We start from the raw sequence: 16,151 nt of genomic DNA, 5'->3' as shown, positions 1-16,151 counted from the left end.
CCGCAGTCGAGGTCCTGCTCGGCCGCTGTCGGGACACATCACCACCGATGTCTTTCCTGATGCCTCAGTGTTCGCCGAGGTGGACCGAGCCGCTGCTCATCGGGCGTCGTCTCCGGTCCTGCCGCCCGCACCAACTCCATCCACCCCGGCATCGTCGGCAGACGAGGACCCCCCGAGCCGGCCGAGCCGGTCGATCAAGCTCCAGACGCGCCCTGACTCGTCCAGCTGTGGGCCACGTCGACCACGACCCGGTCGTCCAACTGGGTCACGCGGAACGGCAGTCGGGCGCGCACACCGAGAGCGACCTGAGTCTGACCCTCGAAGGTGCCGCCGAACCGGGTGTCCCGGAAGGTCCTGTACCCACTGATGTTCACGCTGGGCAGAGGCTTGCCCACCTTGCCCGGGTAGGTCGGGACGCCGGCCTCCACGTCGTAGCTCCACGCGCCGACGCGGATCTCGAGGATCGCCCCGCCGGTGACGGGTATGTACTCGCCCGAGGGGTCGGCGTAGAACCGGTCCACGTACTGGACGTGGTAGCCGATCTGGCCGCCGCCGGGCACATCGAACACGATGCGGTCGTAGCACTCGTGCTGTCCGGCCCTGATGTCCTCCAGATGATCGGCGCCCACGGTGGCACCACCCTTGGCGCCGCTGCCCCAGCCCGTCGGGCAGACCGCCGCAGCGCGCGAGCTCTCCGCCGGGGCCGCGTCCGCGGTGCTCGCCGCCGTACCCAGCGTGGCGCCCGCGAGCACGAGCACCGCCACTGCCACTCTCATACCTCGCATCATGTCCCCCTTGATCGCGCTCGGTCGCGTACCCCTGACGCCGGATAAGACGGCCAGCGGCACCGGAAGGTTGTACACCAGACGGGGCAAACAGGAAATCCTGCCGTCCGTACGATTCCCTGGAGGACGCACGGTTCGACGCCCGGCAGGATCCGCGGCACGAGGACCTGGCCGACCACTCGGGGGCGGACGGAGCTCGCGGAGTGGGAGCAACGTCGGTCACCTGCCCGGCGCCACCAGGGGGAGCTTGCCGTGGCTCGTTCCCTGGCCGACCGTCCGACCAGCCGATGAACCCGGCCAGGTGCGCACTGCCTGACGGCCACCGCCAAAGTTCTCCGCTCCACGGTCGTCCCGGCTTCGGTGTCACCCCGGCGCTGCGTCCCGGCGCGCAGATCGGTGGCGAAGAACAGAGGTGTGCGCGCCGCGGTCACCGCCGGGAGTGGAGCTGGGGCGAACTGCCCCGCCCCCGCCATCGATCATGTGTGGGCACGTGGTGGAGTGGCGGTGCGCCAACTGCCGCTGTGCGTCAGTCAGTCGGTCGGTGAGCCGGGCGTCGGCGCGAGCGGGATACCGAGCACACGGGCTGGCCCAGCACGACGGCGACGAGGAGGGCGGACCCACCGGAGTCGCCCGGTCACCGCCGTGTAAACATCGCGATGCGCCTTGGCCGAGCCGACCGTGGGAGCGGCCTCAGGACTATGCTGCCTACGGACGTCCCAGACCCCGGCGGGCCACCGCTGCTTGGCGTACATGCCTGCGGAGAGCGGACCACTCGTCCGGTCGCCCAGCGCATCCCTGAGGGAACCGGCTGGGTCCAACGCCCCGGAACATCGGCTGCTGGATCGGTCATTCACCCGCCCGCACCACAGCGCCACCGTACCGGGAGCCCGGCACGGTCTCGTGAACCGAGGCACCCCGCCCATGAGCAGCCCACCCACCCTGAACGTCTACCGGCATGACATCGGCAACCGGACGCTGGTCACCCTGACCGGTGAGATCGACCTGGATTCGGCGCCTCTGGTGCACACGTCACTGGAGCGGTGCCTGCGCGACGGCATCCGCGCCATCGACGTCGATGTCACCGCCGTGACCTTCTGCGACTGCAGTGGCCTCAACGCCTTCCTCTACGCCTTGCTGCACACCGCCGCGGCCGGAGGATCCCTGCAACTGCACCACCCCAGCCCCGCGTTGGAGCGGCTCGTCGCCCTCACCGGCTCCGGATCCCTCTTTCTCACACTCCCGGACGCCTTCGCCGGGAGCCGGCCGCCCCCGTGGCCCTCTCCGGTGAACCAGGCCGCGCACCGGCTGTCTCCAACTCTGCCTGCCCTTCCGGGCGGTGTGCTGTGACGGCGTTGCCCGGGCCGATCCGGTCGCGGAGGCGCGTGGAACACCAGCCGCTCGCCACGGGCACGACGCCCTGGAGTCTGCGCCGGCTCAACCGCTGGCAGGCCGAGCGCCTGCGGGAGGACCTGGCGGACCTGTACACGGACCTGTATACGGAGTCGTGCGCCACGCCACCCGGTGGGGAGGACCGCGGCCGGAAGGACTTCCTGCGCCGTCTCACCCGTGACACCTGGCGACCGGGGTTCGCCATGCTGATCGCCGAGACGTCGAACTTGGCGGGATACGCCTTCGGATTCACCGTGCCGCGTGACGGCTCCTGGTGGAGCGCATTCCGCGGACCACTCCCTCCAGACATCGCGCAGCTCACCGCGTCCGGGGACATCTTCGCGATCAGCGGGATCATGGTCCGCCCCTCCGAGCGGTACCACGGCCTCGCCGACCGTCTGCAGGAGCGGCTGCTCGCCGACCAGCGGGCTCTGCTCGGCGCGACCCTGGTGGACCGGACCCATCGTGCGGCCTACGCCGGGTTCCAGTCGCGCGGATGGCGCGACATCGGCGTGATCTACAGGCCACCGGGCCCTACGGTGCTGAGGGCCCTGGTCCTCCCCCTCGGAGAGCGGACGGCAGCGGAGCCGGGTGACCCCGCGCACCGTACACAGGTCCAGCGGCCGCAGGAACACCAGGGGCGAGGCACTCAGGTGAGAGTCACCGGATGAGCAGTGAGGTAACAGGTGTGTCCGGCGAGGCTGATGTCCGGTCGACCCGGGCCCAGGAGCTGGTGGCCGAGCAGGCGCCTCGCGGGATGCGGCGTACTTTGTACGCACTGAGATCCCGAACTCACGACCACGGCCTTCGTGCTGCTTCCTCTGCCTCTGCGACGGAGCACAGGATCAGACGAAGGCCGCTCTCACGTCCGCCTAACTGCCAAGACGCCGGTCAAGGTCGAGGCACCTTCGAAGCCGAAACGTGAACGACGAGTCAGGACGCCGAGCAGGTGGCCGTCACCGACGGCGTGCCCGCCGCGGCCGGCGTACTCGCGAGGAAGCCGAAGGTGGTGCTCGCCCCCGCCGTCACCGTGCCGTTCCATCCGGCGTTGCGCACCGTCGTCCCGGTCAGCGCGCCGTTCCAGACCTGGGTGAGCCGGTGGCCTGTCGGGAGCACGAGGGTCACCGCCCAGGACGAGATCGTCGCCGTGGCCGAGGTGTTGGTGACCGTCACCTCACCCTGGTAGCCGCCCTGCCACGTCGACACCGCCCGGAAGGCCGCCGAGCAACCACCGCTCCCGGGGTCCCCGGGGTCTCCCGGGCCGCCCGGGGTGAGCAGGGCCGACAGTGCCGGATACCAGCGGGCCGCCATCTTGGCGTCGCCGGAGGCGTTGGGGTGAACGCCGTCGTAGGTGTCGGTGGCCGAGTCGAAGCCTGTCCACTGGTCGACGACGGTGACCGGCGACTGCGCGGTGGTGATGGTCTGCGCCCAGGCCGGAACGCGCTGGTTGAAGGCCACCGTACGAGCGGCGCACTCGGCGCAGCTGCTCGGGTTGATCGGGATGAGCTGGGCGACCAGCACCTTCATCGCAGGGTTGCCGGCCCGCATCTGGCCGACCAGCTTGGTGTACGCGGCGAGGATGGTGTCAGGCGCGATGCTGCTCCAGACGTCGTTGGTGCCGAAGTGCATGACAACGATGTCCGGCTGGGTGGCCGCCAGCCACCCGGGCAGCAGGTTCTGGTCGGCGGTGGCGGTGGCCTGGAAGCCGCCGTGGCCTTCGTTGTCCGCGTCGTGCGTGAGGGCGCAGCTCTGGGCGTTGAGTGTGCCGACGAAGTCGATGTCGGTGTAGCCGGCGCTCTGCAGCTGGTTCCAGAGGAGGGAGCGCCAGCAGCCGGGGGAGCCGGTGATGGAGTCGCCGAGCGGCATGATCCGTACCGGGGTCGCGGCGGCGGCGGACGGGGCGCCGGCCAGGCCGAAACCGGCGACGAGGGCGAGCAGGGTGGCCAGGAAAGCGGCGAGGAGGGAGTGGTGTCTGCTGCGCACGGGGTGTCCTTCCCGAAGTGGGGCGGGAGTGGGGGTGCGGCCCGCATGAGTGGGAGCGCTCCCACGTATGCGTATCGTTCATCAAGCCACCGTTGTCGCTGGCACGTCAATAACCTGGACAGGCCCGGACCGGGACGAAGTCCTATGTGGTGATCCGTTGTTGGTCTGTCCATCGGGCGGGGTACGTGGAGTGGATTGTTCCGGACGGGCCTGTAGGAGCTCGCCAGGCCGTTGATTCCGGAGGACCGGGTGTGGCCGCAGGGCGGCGGAACGCGGAACACGCGGTACGACCAGGTGAGCTGACCGGCGCCCTTCCGCAGGCGAACCGCGGCCAGGCAATGAGCGCGCGGATCGTGGCAGGTCGGCGATGGGCGGACCGCTGGGCAGGGGACGCCTCCCCGGCGGCCTCGACAGGAACGGGAGCCGGGGGCCGAGCCGGACAGATCCAGTCGGCAGACGAAGCTCCGGGCGGACAGCTTGTCCGTGGCCGACCCTCCGGCCACCCGTCCGCCCGGAGCTTCGTCTTCTCCGGTGCGTGGTCCCACGCCAACGTGCCTCTTGGTCAGGCGGGTCGGCGGAGACTCAGGAGCTCAAGATCCACATCTGGGCTGTCGGAGGATGAGCGTCGCCGCAGCTCCACTGCATGAGCTGGCTGCCGGCGCCGCCGACCGTGTCGAGGCACAGGCCGGTGCCCGCGTGTTCGAACTTCTGGTAGGTCAACTCACCGACGTCTACGTTCCTTTTGGTCCAGTACTCCGACCCCGACGTGTTGCAGGTGAATTCATCGACTGCTTCCCCCGGAATACGGGTGCCGTTGTTGACCTCGGCACAGTACCCGCTTGCCTGATTCACGAGGAAGTACGTTTTCGCTGCGCCGGACACCGGTACGAAGGCCCAGTTCTGGGTGTCGGAACCGTTGCAGTCGGCCAGCTGGAGCCGGACGTTGAGTTGTCCGCCCGGCGCGTCGATGCACTGGCCGAAGGCCACGTTCTTGAGTGTGTGGTAGGTGCTGGCAGATGCGAGGGCCGTGACACGGGTGGAGAGATCCGCCGTGGATCCCGCGGCCGGCGTGGCGGCACTGGCCCCGGCAGTCATGGTGACCATGCTGGCGGCCGCCAGTAACGCCCCTGCCGAGGCAGCCATCCTGTTTCTCATTGTCATTGTTCTGACCTCCGGTTCCTTTCGGTGGAAAACGTGAACAGCCTGTTCTGAAACAGCTGTCGGGTAGGGAGGAACACGTGTCCTTTTGGACCGGGACGGGGTTCTAGTCGCTCGGGCCCCGGAGACGGTTGGTGAAAGCCAGATCCTCCGCCTGTGTCGCCACACGCCGGGTGACCGGAGGTATCGCGGACCGGGCCGCTGGTGTCGACGACCGGGCAGGGGTCAGTGATAGAAGTACGGATCCAGGACGCTGACCTCGGTGATCCGGTCGACGGGCAGGCCTGTGGTCTGCGCGGCCTGGCGGACGGCTTCCGGAGACGGCCCGTCGTACACGCAGTAGGTCACGCTCTTGTCCTGGCTCACGTACGACTGCACCCAGGTGATCGCCGACGCGGAGTTGCCCTCCATGACGCTCTTACAGGTCTTGGCGCCCTCGTCGTCCATCGGGATGTGCAGACCCTCGGTGAAGGTCCGTTGTACGAGATATCGCGGCATGTTGCACGCTCCTTTCCGACAGTCACTGTCTGCCCGGGAGCGGCCTCGGGACATCGGGAGCCGTTCCCTATGTTCGCTCGGCGATCTCCCCATGTCTGGCGGCCTCCTGGCGGGTACGCACGCCGAGCTTGGCCAGGATGGAGGACACGTGATGCCCGGCCGTCTTCTCCGCGATGCGGAGCCGATCGGCGATCTCGGAGTTCCGCAGCCCGTTTCTGAGCAGGTCGAGGACATCGGCTTCGCGTGCGGTGAGCCCGTCGGGATGGGCCAGAGTGGAACGCCGTGGCGTCCGCATTCCCAGGTCGCGCATCCGCCGGGCCACCTGGTCCGCGGCAGGCCGCGCCCCGAGGGCCTCGAACCCGCGCAGGGCCTCACGCAGGTGATGCGGGCTCTGTGCGAGCGCCATGGCCGACTCGTACGGGCAACCGAGCTCGTCCCAGGCCCGGGCGGCCTCCACGGGGTTCATCCGATACGGCGGGGCGGCGGCCTGGTGGACTTCCCCCGGCTCCGGGCGCAGCCACTGCCCGAGTTCACCGACCGCCCAGCCGATGCCGAGCCGTACCGCCGTTTCGTAGGTCTCGGACAGGCTGCTGTCGGCCTGCTGTCCGCTCAGACACGCGAGTTCGGCGCGTCCCGCCGCGACCGGCCACAGGCGCTGCAGGTCTCCGGTCTGTTCGGCCAGTGCCCACGCCTCGTCGAGGGCGTCCGCCGCACCCGGCTCTCCGCGCCGGGTGCGCAGCCGCCCCAGCACTGTGATCGCGACGATTCGGCTCGGTGTGCACTCGGTGGCTCCGACCTGCTCCACCATCGCTTCCGCCGCTGACCACTGCCCGCGTTCCAGCAGGCACCGGGCCAGCCACGCTGTGGCGTAACTCCGTACGGCGTCCAGGTCGCGGTCGGAGCACCACTTCACGGCCTCGCGCAGCCAGTGTTCCGCGAGTTCATAGCGACGGATCTCGCCTGCCGCGGATCCGAGATTGACCATCGCGCTTCCGACGGCCGCGTCGTCACCGGCTGCCCGGGCCGCCCGAAGACTCTGGAGCATGGTCTGCAGGGCCAGGTCGGGCTCGGTGGACCACTGCGCGGAGCCGACCGCGTTGAGAGCCCGGGCCAGCAGGGTCTGTTCACCGAACCGCTCGGCGAGCACGGCGGCGCGGTTGCCGGTCCGCACCGCCCCGGGAATGTCCCGGGCAAGCATCAGGAGGTACGCCGACCAGGTGTACGCGGCGACCAGCCCCGGGCCCTCCGGCAGCCGCTCGGCAAGGGCGAGCGACTGCCGCACCATGGCATGGGCCTCAGCGTTCCGGCCCAGGTTCCACAAGTAGTAGGAGCAGTACGCCATCAGAGTGGCCTCGCGCTCCTGGTCGCCTTCCTTACGCCAGCACTCGATCGCCCGACGGGAGGAGAGCACGGCCGCGGAACTTCGTCCTGCGTGCGCACACGCCTCGCTGTGGCGTTCAAGCAGTTCCGCATGCCGGCGGGGGCTGATCCCGTCGGCGAACCGCAGCGCCTGGGCGTAGTGATCTGCCGCCTGGCGGTGAGCACCGACGACAGCTGCCCGCTTCGCCGCTGCCCCGGCGTGTACGAGTACGGCCGCCGCGTCGCCTGCCTCCTCCGCGTGATAGACGAGCCGGGCCGGATCGCTGCCCCACTGCGTGAGATCCGCCAGCGCACGCTCATGCAGCTCGGTCCTGCGCGCCGACGAGATGCCCTCCTCGATGGCCAGTCTGGCCAGTTCGTGGCGGAACAGGATCCGCGTGCCGTCGCGGATCAGCATTCCCGCATCCACGCAGCCGTCAACGGCCGTCCTGGGCGCCTGGACCAGAGGGGCGGGAGCATAACCGGGGAAGACGGCCACCGAGTTGAGCGCGTCGCGCTCCGCAGGGCGGAGACCGGCCGCCCGGGCCAGTACCGCGTCGCGTACCGTCTCGGGAACCCTTTGGTCGGGATCGGCCAGGACCTCGGTCACGAAGAAGGGGTTGCCGCCGGCCCGGGCGTGCAGTTCCGCGGCATCCGGACCGTCCGGCCCGACCAGCGTCGCGACGGCCGCGGCCGAGAGCGGTGACAGCCGGATGCGCAGCACACTCGTGTCGGTGGCGAGCGCTCCCAGCACCGCGCGCAACGAGTGATCCGATCCGACCTCGTCATCCCGATAGGTGATGACGAGCAGGCCACGGGTGGAAGAGATCCGGCGGGCGGCGAACATGAGCAGGTCGAGTGTCGCTTCGTCGGCCCAGTGCGCGTCCTCCACCACGGCGACGGCTTCCCCTGCCGTCAACTGATCCAGGAACGCGGTGAACATCGCGTGACGCGGGCTCTCCGCAGCCATCGCGGCGGCCAGTTCACCCGTCGCCTGCCGTGCGATGTCGTGGAGCGGACCGAGTGGCTGCGGCGTCCGCAGCGCGTCGCACGAACCCCACAGAACCGTCCGGGTCAGGCCGTCGCAGAACGCCCTGACAAGAGCGGTCTTGCCGATACCCGCCTCACCGGACACCAGAACCACCCGCCCTGTCGGGCAGCGTCGCAGCGCATCAAGCCAGTGCTCCCGCTCAAGTAACGGCATATCGTGGATGGTAGTCCCAGGCCCCCACCGCGCTACCGTCGAAGCGACGAAGCCGGAGGACTGCCCGGTGGGGATCCAGGTGTCGGCGACACCTTCAGGCAGCGATCAGCAAGGTGCGACAAGACAGTGGTGCCGTCCGGCCAAGCTGGTCCGTATTCGGCCTGTTGAGGCTCAGTCGGTCCCGCAGGGCGACGCGCCGACATCCTCGTCGACCGTCCACTCGACCCGGTGCTCGCCAGGTTCCGCGACCGGGTTCCCGCACCAGCGGACCGCGGTGTGCCAGACGACGTTCGGAGCTCTGCCGGCCAGGGGGCTCCGGGAGACTCTGCGACTCCTCGTCCGGTCGGAACCCGGAACAGTGTCTCGGCTCCGCCGCCGGACTGTGGTGGTGTCCGTCGACCGATGGGCGGGAAACGGCCAAAGGGGCTGGCAAGGGTGTGTTGCCGGCAGGTAAAGGCGCACGTGATCCACCGCGCGGGAAGCCGTCGGGACAAGTCTGGTTCTCCGGATTCCGGACAACGATCCCCGCACTGGTGACAGATGCCCCCGCAGACTGAAACGATCTTCTCAACGCCCGGGCGCCACCACGCACATCTCCTCAGCGGAGGATCTTCCGCTTCTCCGTTCTCGTTCTCACCGGCTGCCCAACACGCAGCCGGGCACAAGGAGTTGCAGCAGTGACGAACAACTTACCTACCAACGGGGCGACTTCGTTCCATGGTCCCTCTCCTTCCCGTCGTAGCCCCCGCGTTCGCCGACGCATGACGGGGATCGCGGTCGGCACGATGGCCGCGCTGCTCGGATCCGCCCTTCCCGCCTGGAGCGCGGCCCCGGTGGCGGACGACACGGGTCGAGCGCCTCGACAGATCGCCGCAGAACCCAGACCGGGTGCCAGAACTGTTCAACTGGCCCCGGCGGAGCGGAAGACGATGCTCGAAACGGCGACCGGCGCGCGCAGCGCCACCGCCCGTGCGCTCGAACTGGGCCGGCAGGAGGAGCTGATACCCAAGGACGTCATCAAGGACGTCGACGGCACCGTGCATACCCGCTACGAGCGCACCTTCGCCGGGCTGCCCGTCCGCGGGGGAGACCTGGTCGTACACGACCGCGGTGGCGCCCGTACGGTCACCAAGGCGTCGCAGGAGGCGATCTCCGTCCCGACGACCGCGGCAGCGCTCCCCGCGGCCAAGGCGCAGAAGTCGGCTCTGGCCGCCGCGAATCGGGAGGACACTCGCGAGGCCGCCCTGCAGGGGAACTCGCGGCTGGTCGTCTGGGCGGGCGACGGCGAGTCGAAACTGGCCTGGGAAAACGTTGTCACCGGTATCCGGGAGGACGGGACGCCGAGCCGTCTGCAGGTCCTGACCGATGCCACGACCGGCGCCCGGCTGATGAGTCACGAGGAGGTCCAGAACGGCGAGGGGGTCAGCCAGTACAACGGCCGGGTCCAGATAGGCAGCGTACGGAACAACGACCGCTTCGAGCTGACAGACCCTCAGCGCGGCAGCCACCAGACGTTCGACGCGGACGGCACCTTCAACAAGGGCACGCTGGTCACCGATGACGACGACCTCTGGGGCGACGGAACACCGTCCGACCGCCAGACCGCGGCCGTGGACGCCGCCTACGGCGTCGCGAAGACCTGGGACTTCTACCACGAGCGCTTCGGCCGCAACGGAATCGCGGACGACGGACGCGGCGCCTACTCCCGCGTGCACTACGGCGTCGGGTACGCCAACGCCTTCTGGCTCGATTCCTGCTTCTGCATGACCTACGGCGACGGCCGTACCAACGACAGGCCGGTGACCGAACTCGACATAGCCGGCCACGAGATGACCCACGGCGTCACCTCCGCCACCGCCGGCCTGGTGTACTCCGGTGAATCCGGTGGGCTCAACGAGGCCACCAGCGACATCATGGGCACCGCCGTCGAGTTCTTCGCGAACAGCGCGGGTGACGTACCCGACTACCGGATCGGTGAACTCATCGACCTCCGTGGCACCGGAGGTCCGCTGCGCTACATGGACCAGCCCTCCAAGGAGACCAACGCCGCCGGTACCTCCCAGGACTACTGGACCGCACAGACCAGGAAGCTCGACCCCCACTTCAGTTCCGGCGTGGGCAACCACTTCTTCTACCTGCTCGCCGAGGGCAGCGGGAAGAAGACCATCAACGGCGTCGACTACGACAGCCCGACCTACGACGGTCTGCCGGTCTCCGGAATCGGTCGGGAGAACGCCACCGACGTCTGGTACCGGGCGCTGACCCGGTACATGACCAGCACCACCGACTACGCGGGAGCCCGCACGGCCACCCTGCGGGCAGCGGGCGACCTGTTCGGTGTCTCGAGCGACGCGTACGAGGCCGTCGGCAACGCATGGGCCGCGGTCAACGTCGGGGCGCGCTACGTCAACCACATCGCCGCCAAGGCACCTTCCACCCGGGCCGTGGCCGTCGGCCAGTCGGTCGCCCGGCAGATCGAGGCGACCACCACTCGCCCCGGCGGCCTGACCTACTCCGCCACCGGTCTGCCCACCGGTCTCTCGATCGCCCCCGCCACCGGGCTGATCTCCGGCACGCCGACCGCGGCCGGTGACTTCGAGACGACCGTCGTCATCACGAACTCCGTGGCGGAGACACTGACCCTGACCTTCGTCTGGCCCGTATTCGGCTCCGGTGGTGGCTTCTTCATCAACCCCGACCGGTACGACATCCCCAACTGGCAGACCATCGAGTCCCCGATCACCGTCACCGGGCGAGAGGGAAACGCGCCTCGTGAGCTGAAGGTGACGGTCGACCTGGTGCACGACTTCATCGGCGGCCAAGTCATCAACCTTGTCAGCGAGGACGGCACCGTGCTGCTGGTGAAGGACTTCGTCTGGGACACCGGAACGGAACTGCACGCGACCTTCACGGTCGACGCCTCGGCGCTTCCCGCCAACGGCACGTGGAAACTCCGTGTCACGGACAACACCCCCGGCATCTTCACAGTCGACCCCGGCTACCTCGACAGTTGGAGCCTCACCTTCTGATCACTCTCCGCCCCGGTTGTCCGTTCCACCACTGACGCCGCCGCGCCGGGAAGCCACCCCGGCGCGGCGGCATCGCGCCATCCGGCGGTGCGGCGGTCAAAGCGTGGGCCGGTACTGCGGACGCCTCTGCGGATGGACGGGACGTCAGCCACAGGGCACCGACGACAAGCCCGACGCAGACCACCGGCCGGCATCGCGTGGCGGATCGCGCGAGCGGCGAGCACGGCGCCGAACCGCGAGTCCGTCCGGACGACGGGTCCGCGGTGGGGCAAGGTCCGCCGCAGTACAGGCGGCGGCCACCGCGGCCTCTGCCGCAGGGCGGTCGCAGCGTGCTGAACACGAGTCGCCGGGCGATGCCGGAGGTGGACATCCCCGCTTCGATCAGCCAGGAGTCCGGCTCGGGGCCGGCCGCGAGCCGAGACGCTTCCTCACCTGTCCCGGGGCACGGGAACGGTCAGTCCGACTTCGAACCCGCCCTGCGGGCCGGGCCCGGCGGTCACCGTCCCGCCGTAGATGCCGACCCGCTCGCGCATGCCGATCAAACCATGGGCCCCAGGCCTCGGAAGGCTGCCGGCAGGAACTCGCTCCCGTCCGTCGTCGACCACGCGGACGCGGACCGCGGCCTCGTCGTAGTGCACCGCGACGCTCGCGCTCGCCGCCGGCGCGTGCTTCATGACGTTGGTGAGGGCTTCCTGGATGACTCGATAGACACACAGGTCGACGCCCGGCGACAGAGCGAACGGGGCGCCCGTGATCCGGACGTCGACGGGGACGCCCGCGGCTTCGACGCGTCGGGCCAACTGGTCCAGCCGCCCGAGACCGGGGGCCGCGTCATGGCCGCCCGCCTCTCCCAACAATCGGGCGCGCTCGCTCCCTTCCCTGAGCACGACCAGCATGCGGCGCATTTCCGCCATGGCCTCGTGGGCGCTGCCCGCGATGGTGTCCAGCGCCTCGCGGGCCGTCCTCGGATCGGACGTGAAGACGTATCCGGCCAGGCCGGTCTGCACGGAGATCGCGGACACGTGGTGGGCGACCACGTCGTGCAGTTCACGGGCGATACTCATGCGCTCGGCCATGACGGCCCGCTGGGCCTTCTCCTCCTGCTCCAGACGCAGTTGCTCGGTGAGTTCCGCGAGCCGCTCGCCGTGCTCCGTCAGCCGGCGGAACCGGTCGCCCGTCACCCACAGGACGGCGACCATCACGGTCACGAAGACCACACTCAGCGGGCCGATCCCCGGCTCGGCGAGCCGTGTGCCCCACAGCAGCACGAGCAGCGATCCCGCGGCGCACTTCGCCACGACCCTGCGCGGGCACAACGCCGCGACGGTGTAGAGCGCCAGGCCCAGTCCGCAGACAACGACCACGTGGTAGTAGCCCAGGGTGAAATAGCAGAACGTACAGGCCGCCGTGCCGACGAACACGGCCAGGGGAGCCCGCCGGCGCACCGCCAGCGGAAGGTAGACCAGGGCGATCAGTACGTAGGCCCAGACGTCGGCGTGCCGCCAATAGCCGTGCGGATCGGGCCAGTTGTGCAGCATCGTGCTCGAGATCCAGACCGACACCACCGAGTAGACGGCATCTGCCACCTGCGGGAAGACCCTGCGAACTGCCCCGCTCCACGGGCGCTGCGCGAACATCGTCCGAGCGTAGGCCCCGAGCGATCGCTCCGTCCGGCTTTCCACCACGGCTACACCCCAGGTTGTACACCGCCGACCACGCTGGTTGCAGACGCGGTTCAACCCCTGGGTGGGCGAGAGAAACGGCCCTTCCGGCTAGCTTTCCATCGAATGCGCCGGCGTACGCGGGAAGTCGTCCAGCCTCGCAGGGGGCCGGCCATCGGGGTGCCGGTCAGCCATCACTCGGCGGAATCGGAGAGTTCTCGATGCGAAGAACGCAGAAAATCGTCAGAACGGTCTGGGCGGCCGCACTCGCGCTCGGAGTGCTGGGGACCGGTGCCGGGGGAGTGAGCGCGGCGGGCACCGACACCGCCACGGTGCGACCGCCGGTCGCGGTCAACCAGGCGGCCTGGGCGTCCTCCACCGACCGGCAGAACGCCGTGATCGCGTACTGGACCAGCGAGGACATGGCCCTGTGGAACGCCAACAACGCGGACTACGGCGTCGACGGCCCCAACTACAGCAACCTGGACGAGGGCCGTATCTGGAGCCACGCCGGAGCGGTGCACCAGACAGTCGGGCGACTGTACTACCGCCAGACGCTGGCCTGGCCGGCCGCCACCCGGCCGAGCCGGCCGGAGGACGCGATCGGCGCGGTGGACTCGACGCGGTGGTTCCACGTCGACTCCACCGGAGCCTATGTACCGGCCGACACCACCGCGCAGCACATCTTCAAGGACAGTACGACGGTGACCGCCGTCGCGGACGGGACCACCACCACGGTCCGCACCGTGGCCTACCCCACCGAGTGCTCGGCGAACGCGGTGGACAGCGCCAACGGCAGCACCATCCTGTCGGCGGGCCACTGCGTGTCCAATCCGCTGGCCGTGGTCGCGCTCGGCTCGCTCACCGGCACCATCCAGAAGGGCTCGGTGAGCGCCACCGACGACGCCTGGATGTTCATTCCCGGCTACGACGGCACCAAGGTCGGCCTGGCCCAGGCCCCCTACGGGCTCTGGCCCGCGACCACCGCGTACACCACCGCGCAGTGGAACGACTTCGCCACGCTGAACCCCAACACGGTCAACCTGTCCAACTTCAACTACGACGTCTCGGCACTCACCGTCGCCGACCCGGCCAGACCCGGCGTGCGCCTGACCGATGTCGTGGGCTCCCAGCACGTGGCCTTCAACCAGCCCTACAACCAGACCATGTTCGCCTTCGGCTACCCCAACGCGGGGAGCTGGGACAAGGTCAACACCCCTGTTCCGGCACCGGGTCAGACACCGGACACCACTCGGGAGATATCGCGCTACCGCTATGACGGGCGCCAACTCGTGGAGTGCAACGGCAACACCTGGAAGGACTTCATCCTCAAGACCGACTACGAGATGACCTGCAACATGACGGGCGGCGCAAGTGGCGGCCCCTGGTTCCAGGACTTCGACCCGGTCACCGGCACCGGCATCCAGGTCGGGGTGAACTCCACCAAGTACCCGAACTTCGTGGAGGGTGAGGGTGTCTGGATGATCGCCCCGCACTTCGAGGACAACGACCAACTCCTCTACAACACGGTCCAGAACCTCACGCCCTGACCCAGATCCTGAGCTGGGCGCCCCAACTCGGGGCGACTGGTGATGCGTTGGTGGTCCATGGGAGTCACCTGAGCAGCCCCTGCCCGGATACGCAAACGTCCGCAGTGGCCGGCGCCATGGCACCGTCCTCGTCGCGGCGGAGCGTCCGCCGCGACGAGGACCGTGGGTGACGCTATTTCAGGTACCACTTCTGGTTGGAGCTTCCCTCGCACTCCCACAGCTGCAGCCGGGTGCCGTTGCCGGTGCCCGTGTCGACGGCGTCGACGCACTTGCCGGCCCGGATGTTGACCAGGTCGTGGGAGCCGTTGAGGTTGAACTGCTGCGCCGATCCGCCGTTGCAGATGGCCAGTTGGACCCGGGTGCCGTTCGCGGTGCCGGCGTTGGCGGCGTCCATGCACAGACCCATCGACCGCACGCTGCCGTCGGACTTGAAGACCCACTTCTGCCACGAGGCGCCGCCGCAGTCCCACAGCCGCAGCGGGGAGCCGTCGGTGCCGCTGTGCGACGAGATCTCGATGCACCGGGAGGACGGGTAACCGGCGATCCTCTTGCCGGCCGGAGCCGGCGCGGCGCTGGTCGCGGCGGCAGCGTGGGCGGCGGCCTTCGTTGTGGGAGCGGCCGTCGTGGTGCCACCTCCCCCGGCGGGCTTGGTGTTCTTGCCGCCCGAGGAGGCAGGCTTACCGGACGATGTGCCGTCCGGGTCGGCATCGGTGTTGGCGGCGTCGCCGCCGGCCTCGTCCGTCGCGCTGACCGGGGATTTCTCCCCGGCGTCCTTGGCGGGCTTGTGCGACGAGCCGCCCTTGCCGGGCGCCGGGGCACTGGGCCCGTTCGTCACACCCGGAGAGTTGTAGCGGACGGTCACGTCGGAAGGCGCATCGGCAGCGGAGTCGGCGTGTTTTTGGCCCGGTGTGTCGTCGCCGGACGTCAGCAGGAACGGGACGGCGGCCAACGCGCAGACCAGCAGCACGGCACCGGCGACGACTGCTCCCGGCACCTTCGCGGTGGACTCCGCGTCGGACGGGCCCGGGGCGGACGGCCCGGACCCTCCGGACGACGGCGAGTATCCCTCGTCGTCTGCGTCCCGGGAGGACGCGGCCAGCGCGCGCAGGGAAGCGAGCCGGTCGAGCAGCCGGGACCGCTGACCGTCGGGATCCGGCGGTACCGCGTCGTCGGAGTCCGCGAATTCCCCGGCCGGGACCTCGTCCTGCCCGGTGGTCGGCGGAACGGCCGTGGGCCGGTCGGGACGGGTAGCCGTGCCGCCGTCGGACGACCGACCGGCGGTGCCGGCCGCGGGCGCCGCCGCCAGCGCCGTCACGGGGGCGGGAACGGGCTCCGGCTCGGCGACCGTGTCCGGTTCCGGGTCCGGCTCGGACGAGGCGGCCGGCCAGGGCAGTGGCTGTTCCCAGACCGCCGCTTCATCGTCGTTCGGCTCCGGTGCGGGACGTCCACCGACCGCGGCCGGGTCCTCGGTGGTTTGCCGTCGTTCCGGCGTCTGTTCCACGTGTTCCTACTCCGTCGTGTGTGGATGGTGCTGG

11 protein-coding genes are annotated in these 16,151 nt (G+C 69.6%); 4 read left to right on the top strand and 7 right to left on the bottom strand.

Going from position 1 to position 16,151, the window contains the following annotated elements:
* Positions 1 to 194 precede the first annotated feature (194 nt).
* On the bottom strand, positions 195 to 785 hold the full coding sequence (locus ACW4TU_RS00800) for an AMIN-like domain-containing (lipo)protein (protein WP_457430633.1): 591 nt from the start codon (positions 783 to 785) through the stop codon (positions 195 to 197).
* Positions 786 to 1,706: 921 nt separating this feature from the next.
* Between ACW4TU_RS00800 and ACW4TU_RS00795 the strand changes: the two genes are divergently transcribed.
* Together ACW4TU_RS00795 and ACW4TU_RS00790 are read left to right on the top strand one after the other, a co-directional pair.
* Complete coding sequence (locus ACW4TU_RS00795) at positions 1,707 to 2,132, top strand: STAS domain-containing protein (protein WP_457423531.1); 426 nt, start codon at positions 1,707 to 1,709, stop codon at positions 2,130 to 2,132.
* 35 nt (positions 2,133 to 2,167) lie between these two features.
* Positions 2,168 to 2,845, top strand: a complete 678-nt coding sequence (locus ACW4TU_RS00790) for a hypothetical protein (protein ID WP_457423529.1) — start codon at positions 2,168 to 2,170, stop codon at positions 2,843 to 2,845.
* Positions 2,846 to 3,107: 262 nt separating this feature from the next.
* Here the strand turns inward: ACW4TU_RS00790 and ACW4TU_RS00785 are convergent, their stop codons facing one another.
* From ACW4TU_RS00785 to ACW4TU_RS00770, 4 genes are all read right to left on the bottom strand, one after another.
* Positions 3,108 to 4,157 carry a GDSL-type esterase/lipase family protein gene (locus tag ACW4TU_RS00785; protein WP_457423527.1) on the bottom strand — a complete coding sequence of 350 codons (1,050 nt, stop codon included), beginning with the start codon at positions 4,155 to 4,157 and terminating at the stop codon, positions 3,108 to 3,110.
* 582 nt (positions 4,158 to 4,739) lie between these two features.
* Complete coding sequence (locus ACW4TU_RS00780) at positions 4,740 to 5,300, bottom strand: RICIN domain-containing protein (RefSeq protein WP_457423525.1); 561 nt, start codon at positions 5,298 to 5,300, stop codon at positions 4,740 to 4,742.
* Between the two features lie 240 nt (positions 5,301 to 5,540).
* The gene (locus ACW4TU_RS00775; protein WP_457423523.1) at positions 5,541 to 5,813 is read right to left on the bottom strand and encodes a DUF4242 domain-containing protein; all 273 of its coding nucleotides are present in this window, start codon (positions 5,811 to 5,813) and stop codon (positions 5,541 to 5,543) included.
* 67 nt (positions 5,814 to 5,880) lie between these two features.
* Positions 5,881 to 8,376: an ATP-binding protein gene (locus ACW4TU_RS00770; protein WP_457423521.1), complete on the bottom strand. Its 2,496-nt coding sequence runs from the start codon at positions 8,374 to 8,376 to the stop codon at positions 5,881 to 5,883.
* A 761-nt stretch (positions 8,377 to 9,137) separates the two neighbouring features.
* On the opposite strand from ACW4TU_RS00770, the gene ACW4TU_RS00765 reads away from it, so the two are divergent.
* Positions 9,138 to 11,405, top strand: a complete 2,268-nt coding sequence (locus ACW4TU_RS00765) for a M4 family metallopeptidase (protein ID WP_457423519.1) — start codon at positions 9,138 to 9,140, stop codon at positions 11,403 to 11,405.
* 428 nt (positions 11,406 to 11,833) lie between these two features.
* Here the strand turns inward: ACW4TU_RS00765 and ACW4TU_RS00760 are convergent, their stop codons facing one another.
* Positions 11,834 to 13,042 carry a sensor histidine kinase gene (locus ACW4TU_RS00760; protein ID WP_457423517.1) on the bottom strand — a complete coding sequence of 403 codons (1,209 nt, stop codon included), beginning with the start codon at positions 13,040 to 13,042 and terminating at the stop codon, positions 11,834 to 11,836.
* Between the two features lie 245 nt (positions 13,043 to 13,287).
* Here ACW4TU_RS00760 and ACW4TU_RS00755 point away from each other — a divergent pair, with 245 nt between their 5' ends.
* Complete coding sequence (locus tag ACW4TU_RS00755) at positions 13,288 to 14,616, top strand: trypsin-like serine peptidase (protein WP_457423515.1); 1,329 nt, start codon at positions 13,288 to 13,290, stop codon at positions 14,614 to 14,616.
* A gap of 172 nt (positions 14,617 to 14,788) precedes the next feature.
* Here the strand turns inward: ACW4TU_RS00755 and ACW4TU_RS00750 are convergent, their stop codons facing one another.
* Positions 14,789 to 16,117 (bottom strand): ricin-type beta-trefoil lectin domain protein, encoded by a 1,329-nt coding sequence (locus ACW4TU_RS00750; protein WP_457423513.1) that lies wholly within the window; start codon positions 16,115 to 16,117, stop codon positions 14,789 to 14,791.
* Positions 16,118 to 16,151 lie beyond the last annotated feature (34 nt).

It is taken from the genome of Streptomyces kryoterrae (assembly GCF_054072135.1).
This window is presented reverse-complemented; position numbering and strand designations above follow the sequence as displayed.

Coding starts and splice junctions, on each gene's coding strand:
- ACW4TU_RS00780 (WP_457423525.1), bottom strand. CDS start 5,300: ATGGCTGCCTCGGCAGGGGCGTTACTGGCGGCCGCCAGCATGGTCACC.
- ACW4TU_RS00760 (WP_457423517.1), bottom strand. CDS start 13,042: ATGTTCGCGCAGCGCCCGTGGAGCGGGGCAGTTCGCAGGGTCTTCCCG.
- ACW4TU_RS00800 (WP_457430633.1), bottom strand. CDS start 785: ATGCGAGGTATGAGAGTGGCAGTGGCGGTGCTCGTGCTCGCGGGCGCC.
- ACW4TU_RS00765 (WP_457423519.1), top strand. CDS start 9,138: ATGACGGGGATCGCGGTCGGCACGATGGCCGCGCTGCTCGGATCCGCC.
- ACW4TU_RS00755 (WP_457423515.1), top strand. CDS start 13,288: ATGCGAAGAACGCAGAAAATCGTCAGAACGGTCTGGGCGGCCGCACTC.
- ACW4TU_RS00775 (WP_457423523.1), bottom strand. CDS start 5,813: ATGCCGCGATATCTCGTACAACGGACCTTCACCGAGGGTCTGCACATC.
- ACW4TU_RS00795 (WP_457423531.1), top strand. CDS start 1,707: ATGAGCAGCCCACCCACCCTGAACGTCTACCGGCATGACATCGGCAAC.
- ACW4TU_RS00770 (WP_457423521.1), bottom strand. CDS start 8,376: ATGCCGTTACTTGAGCGGGAGCACTGGCTTGATGCGCTGCGACGCTGC.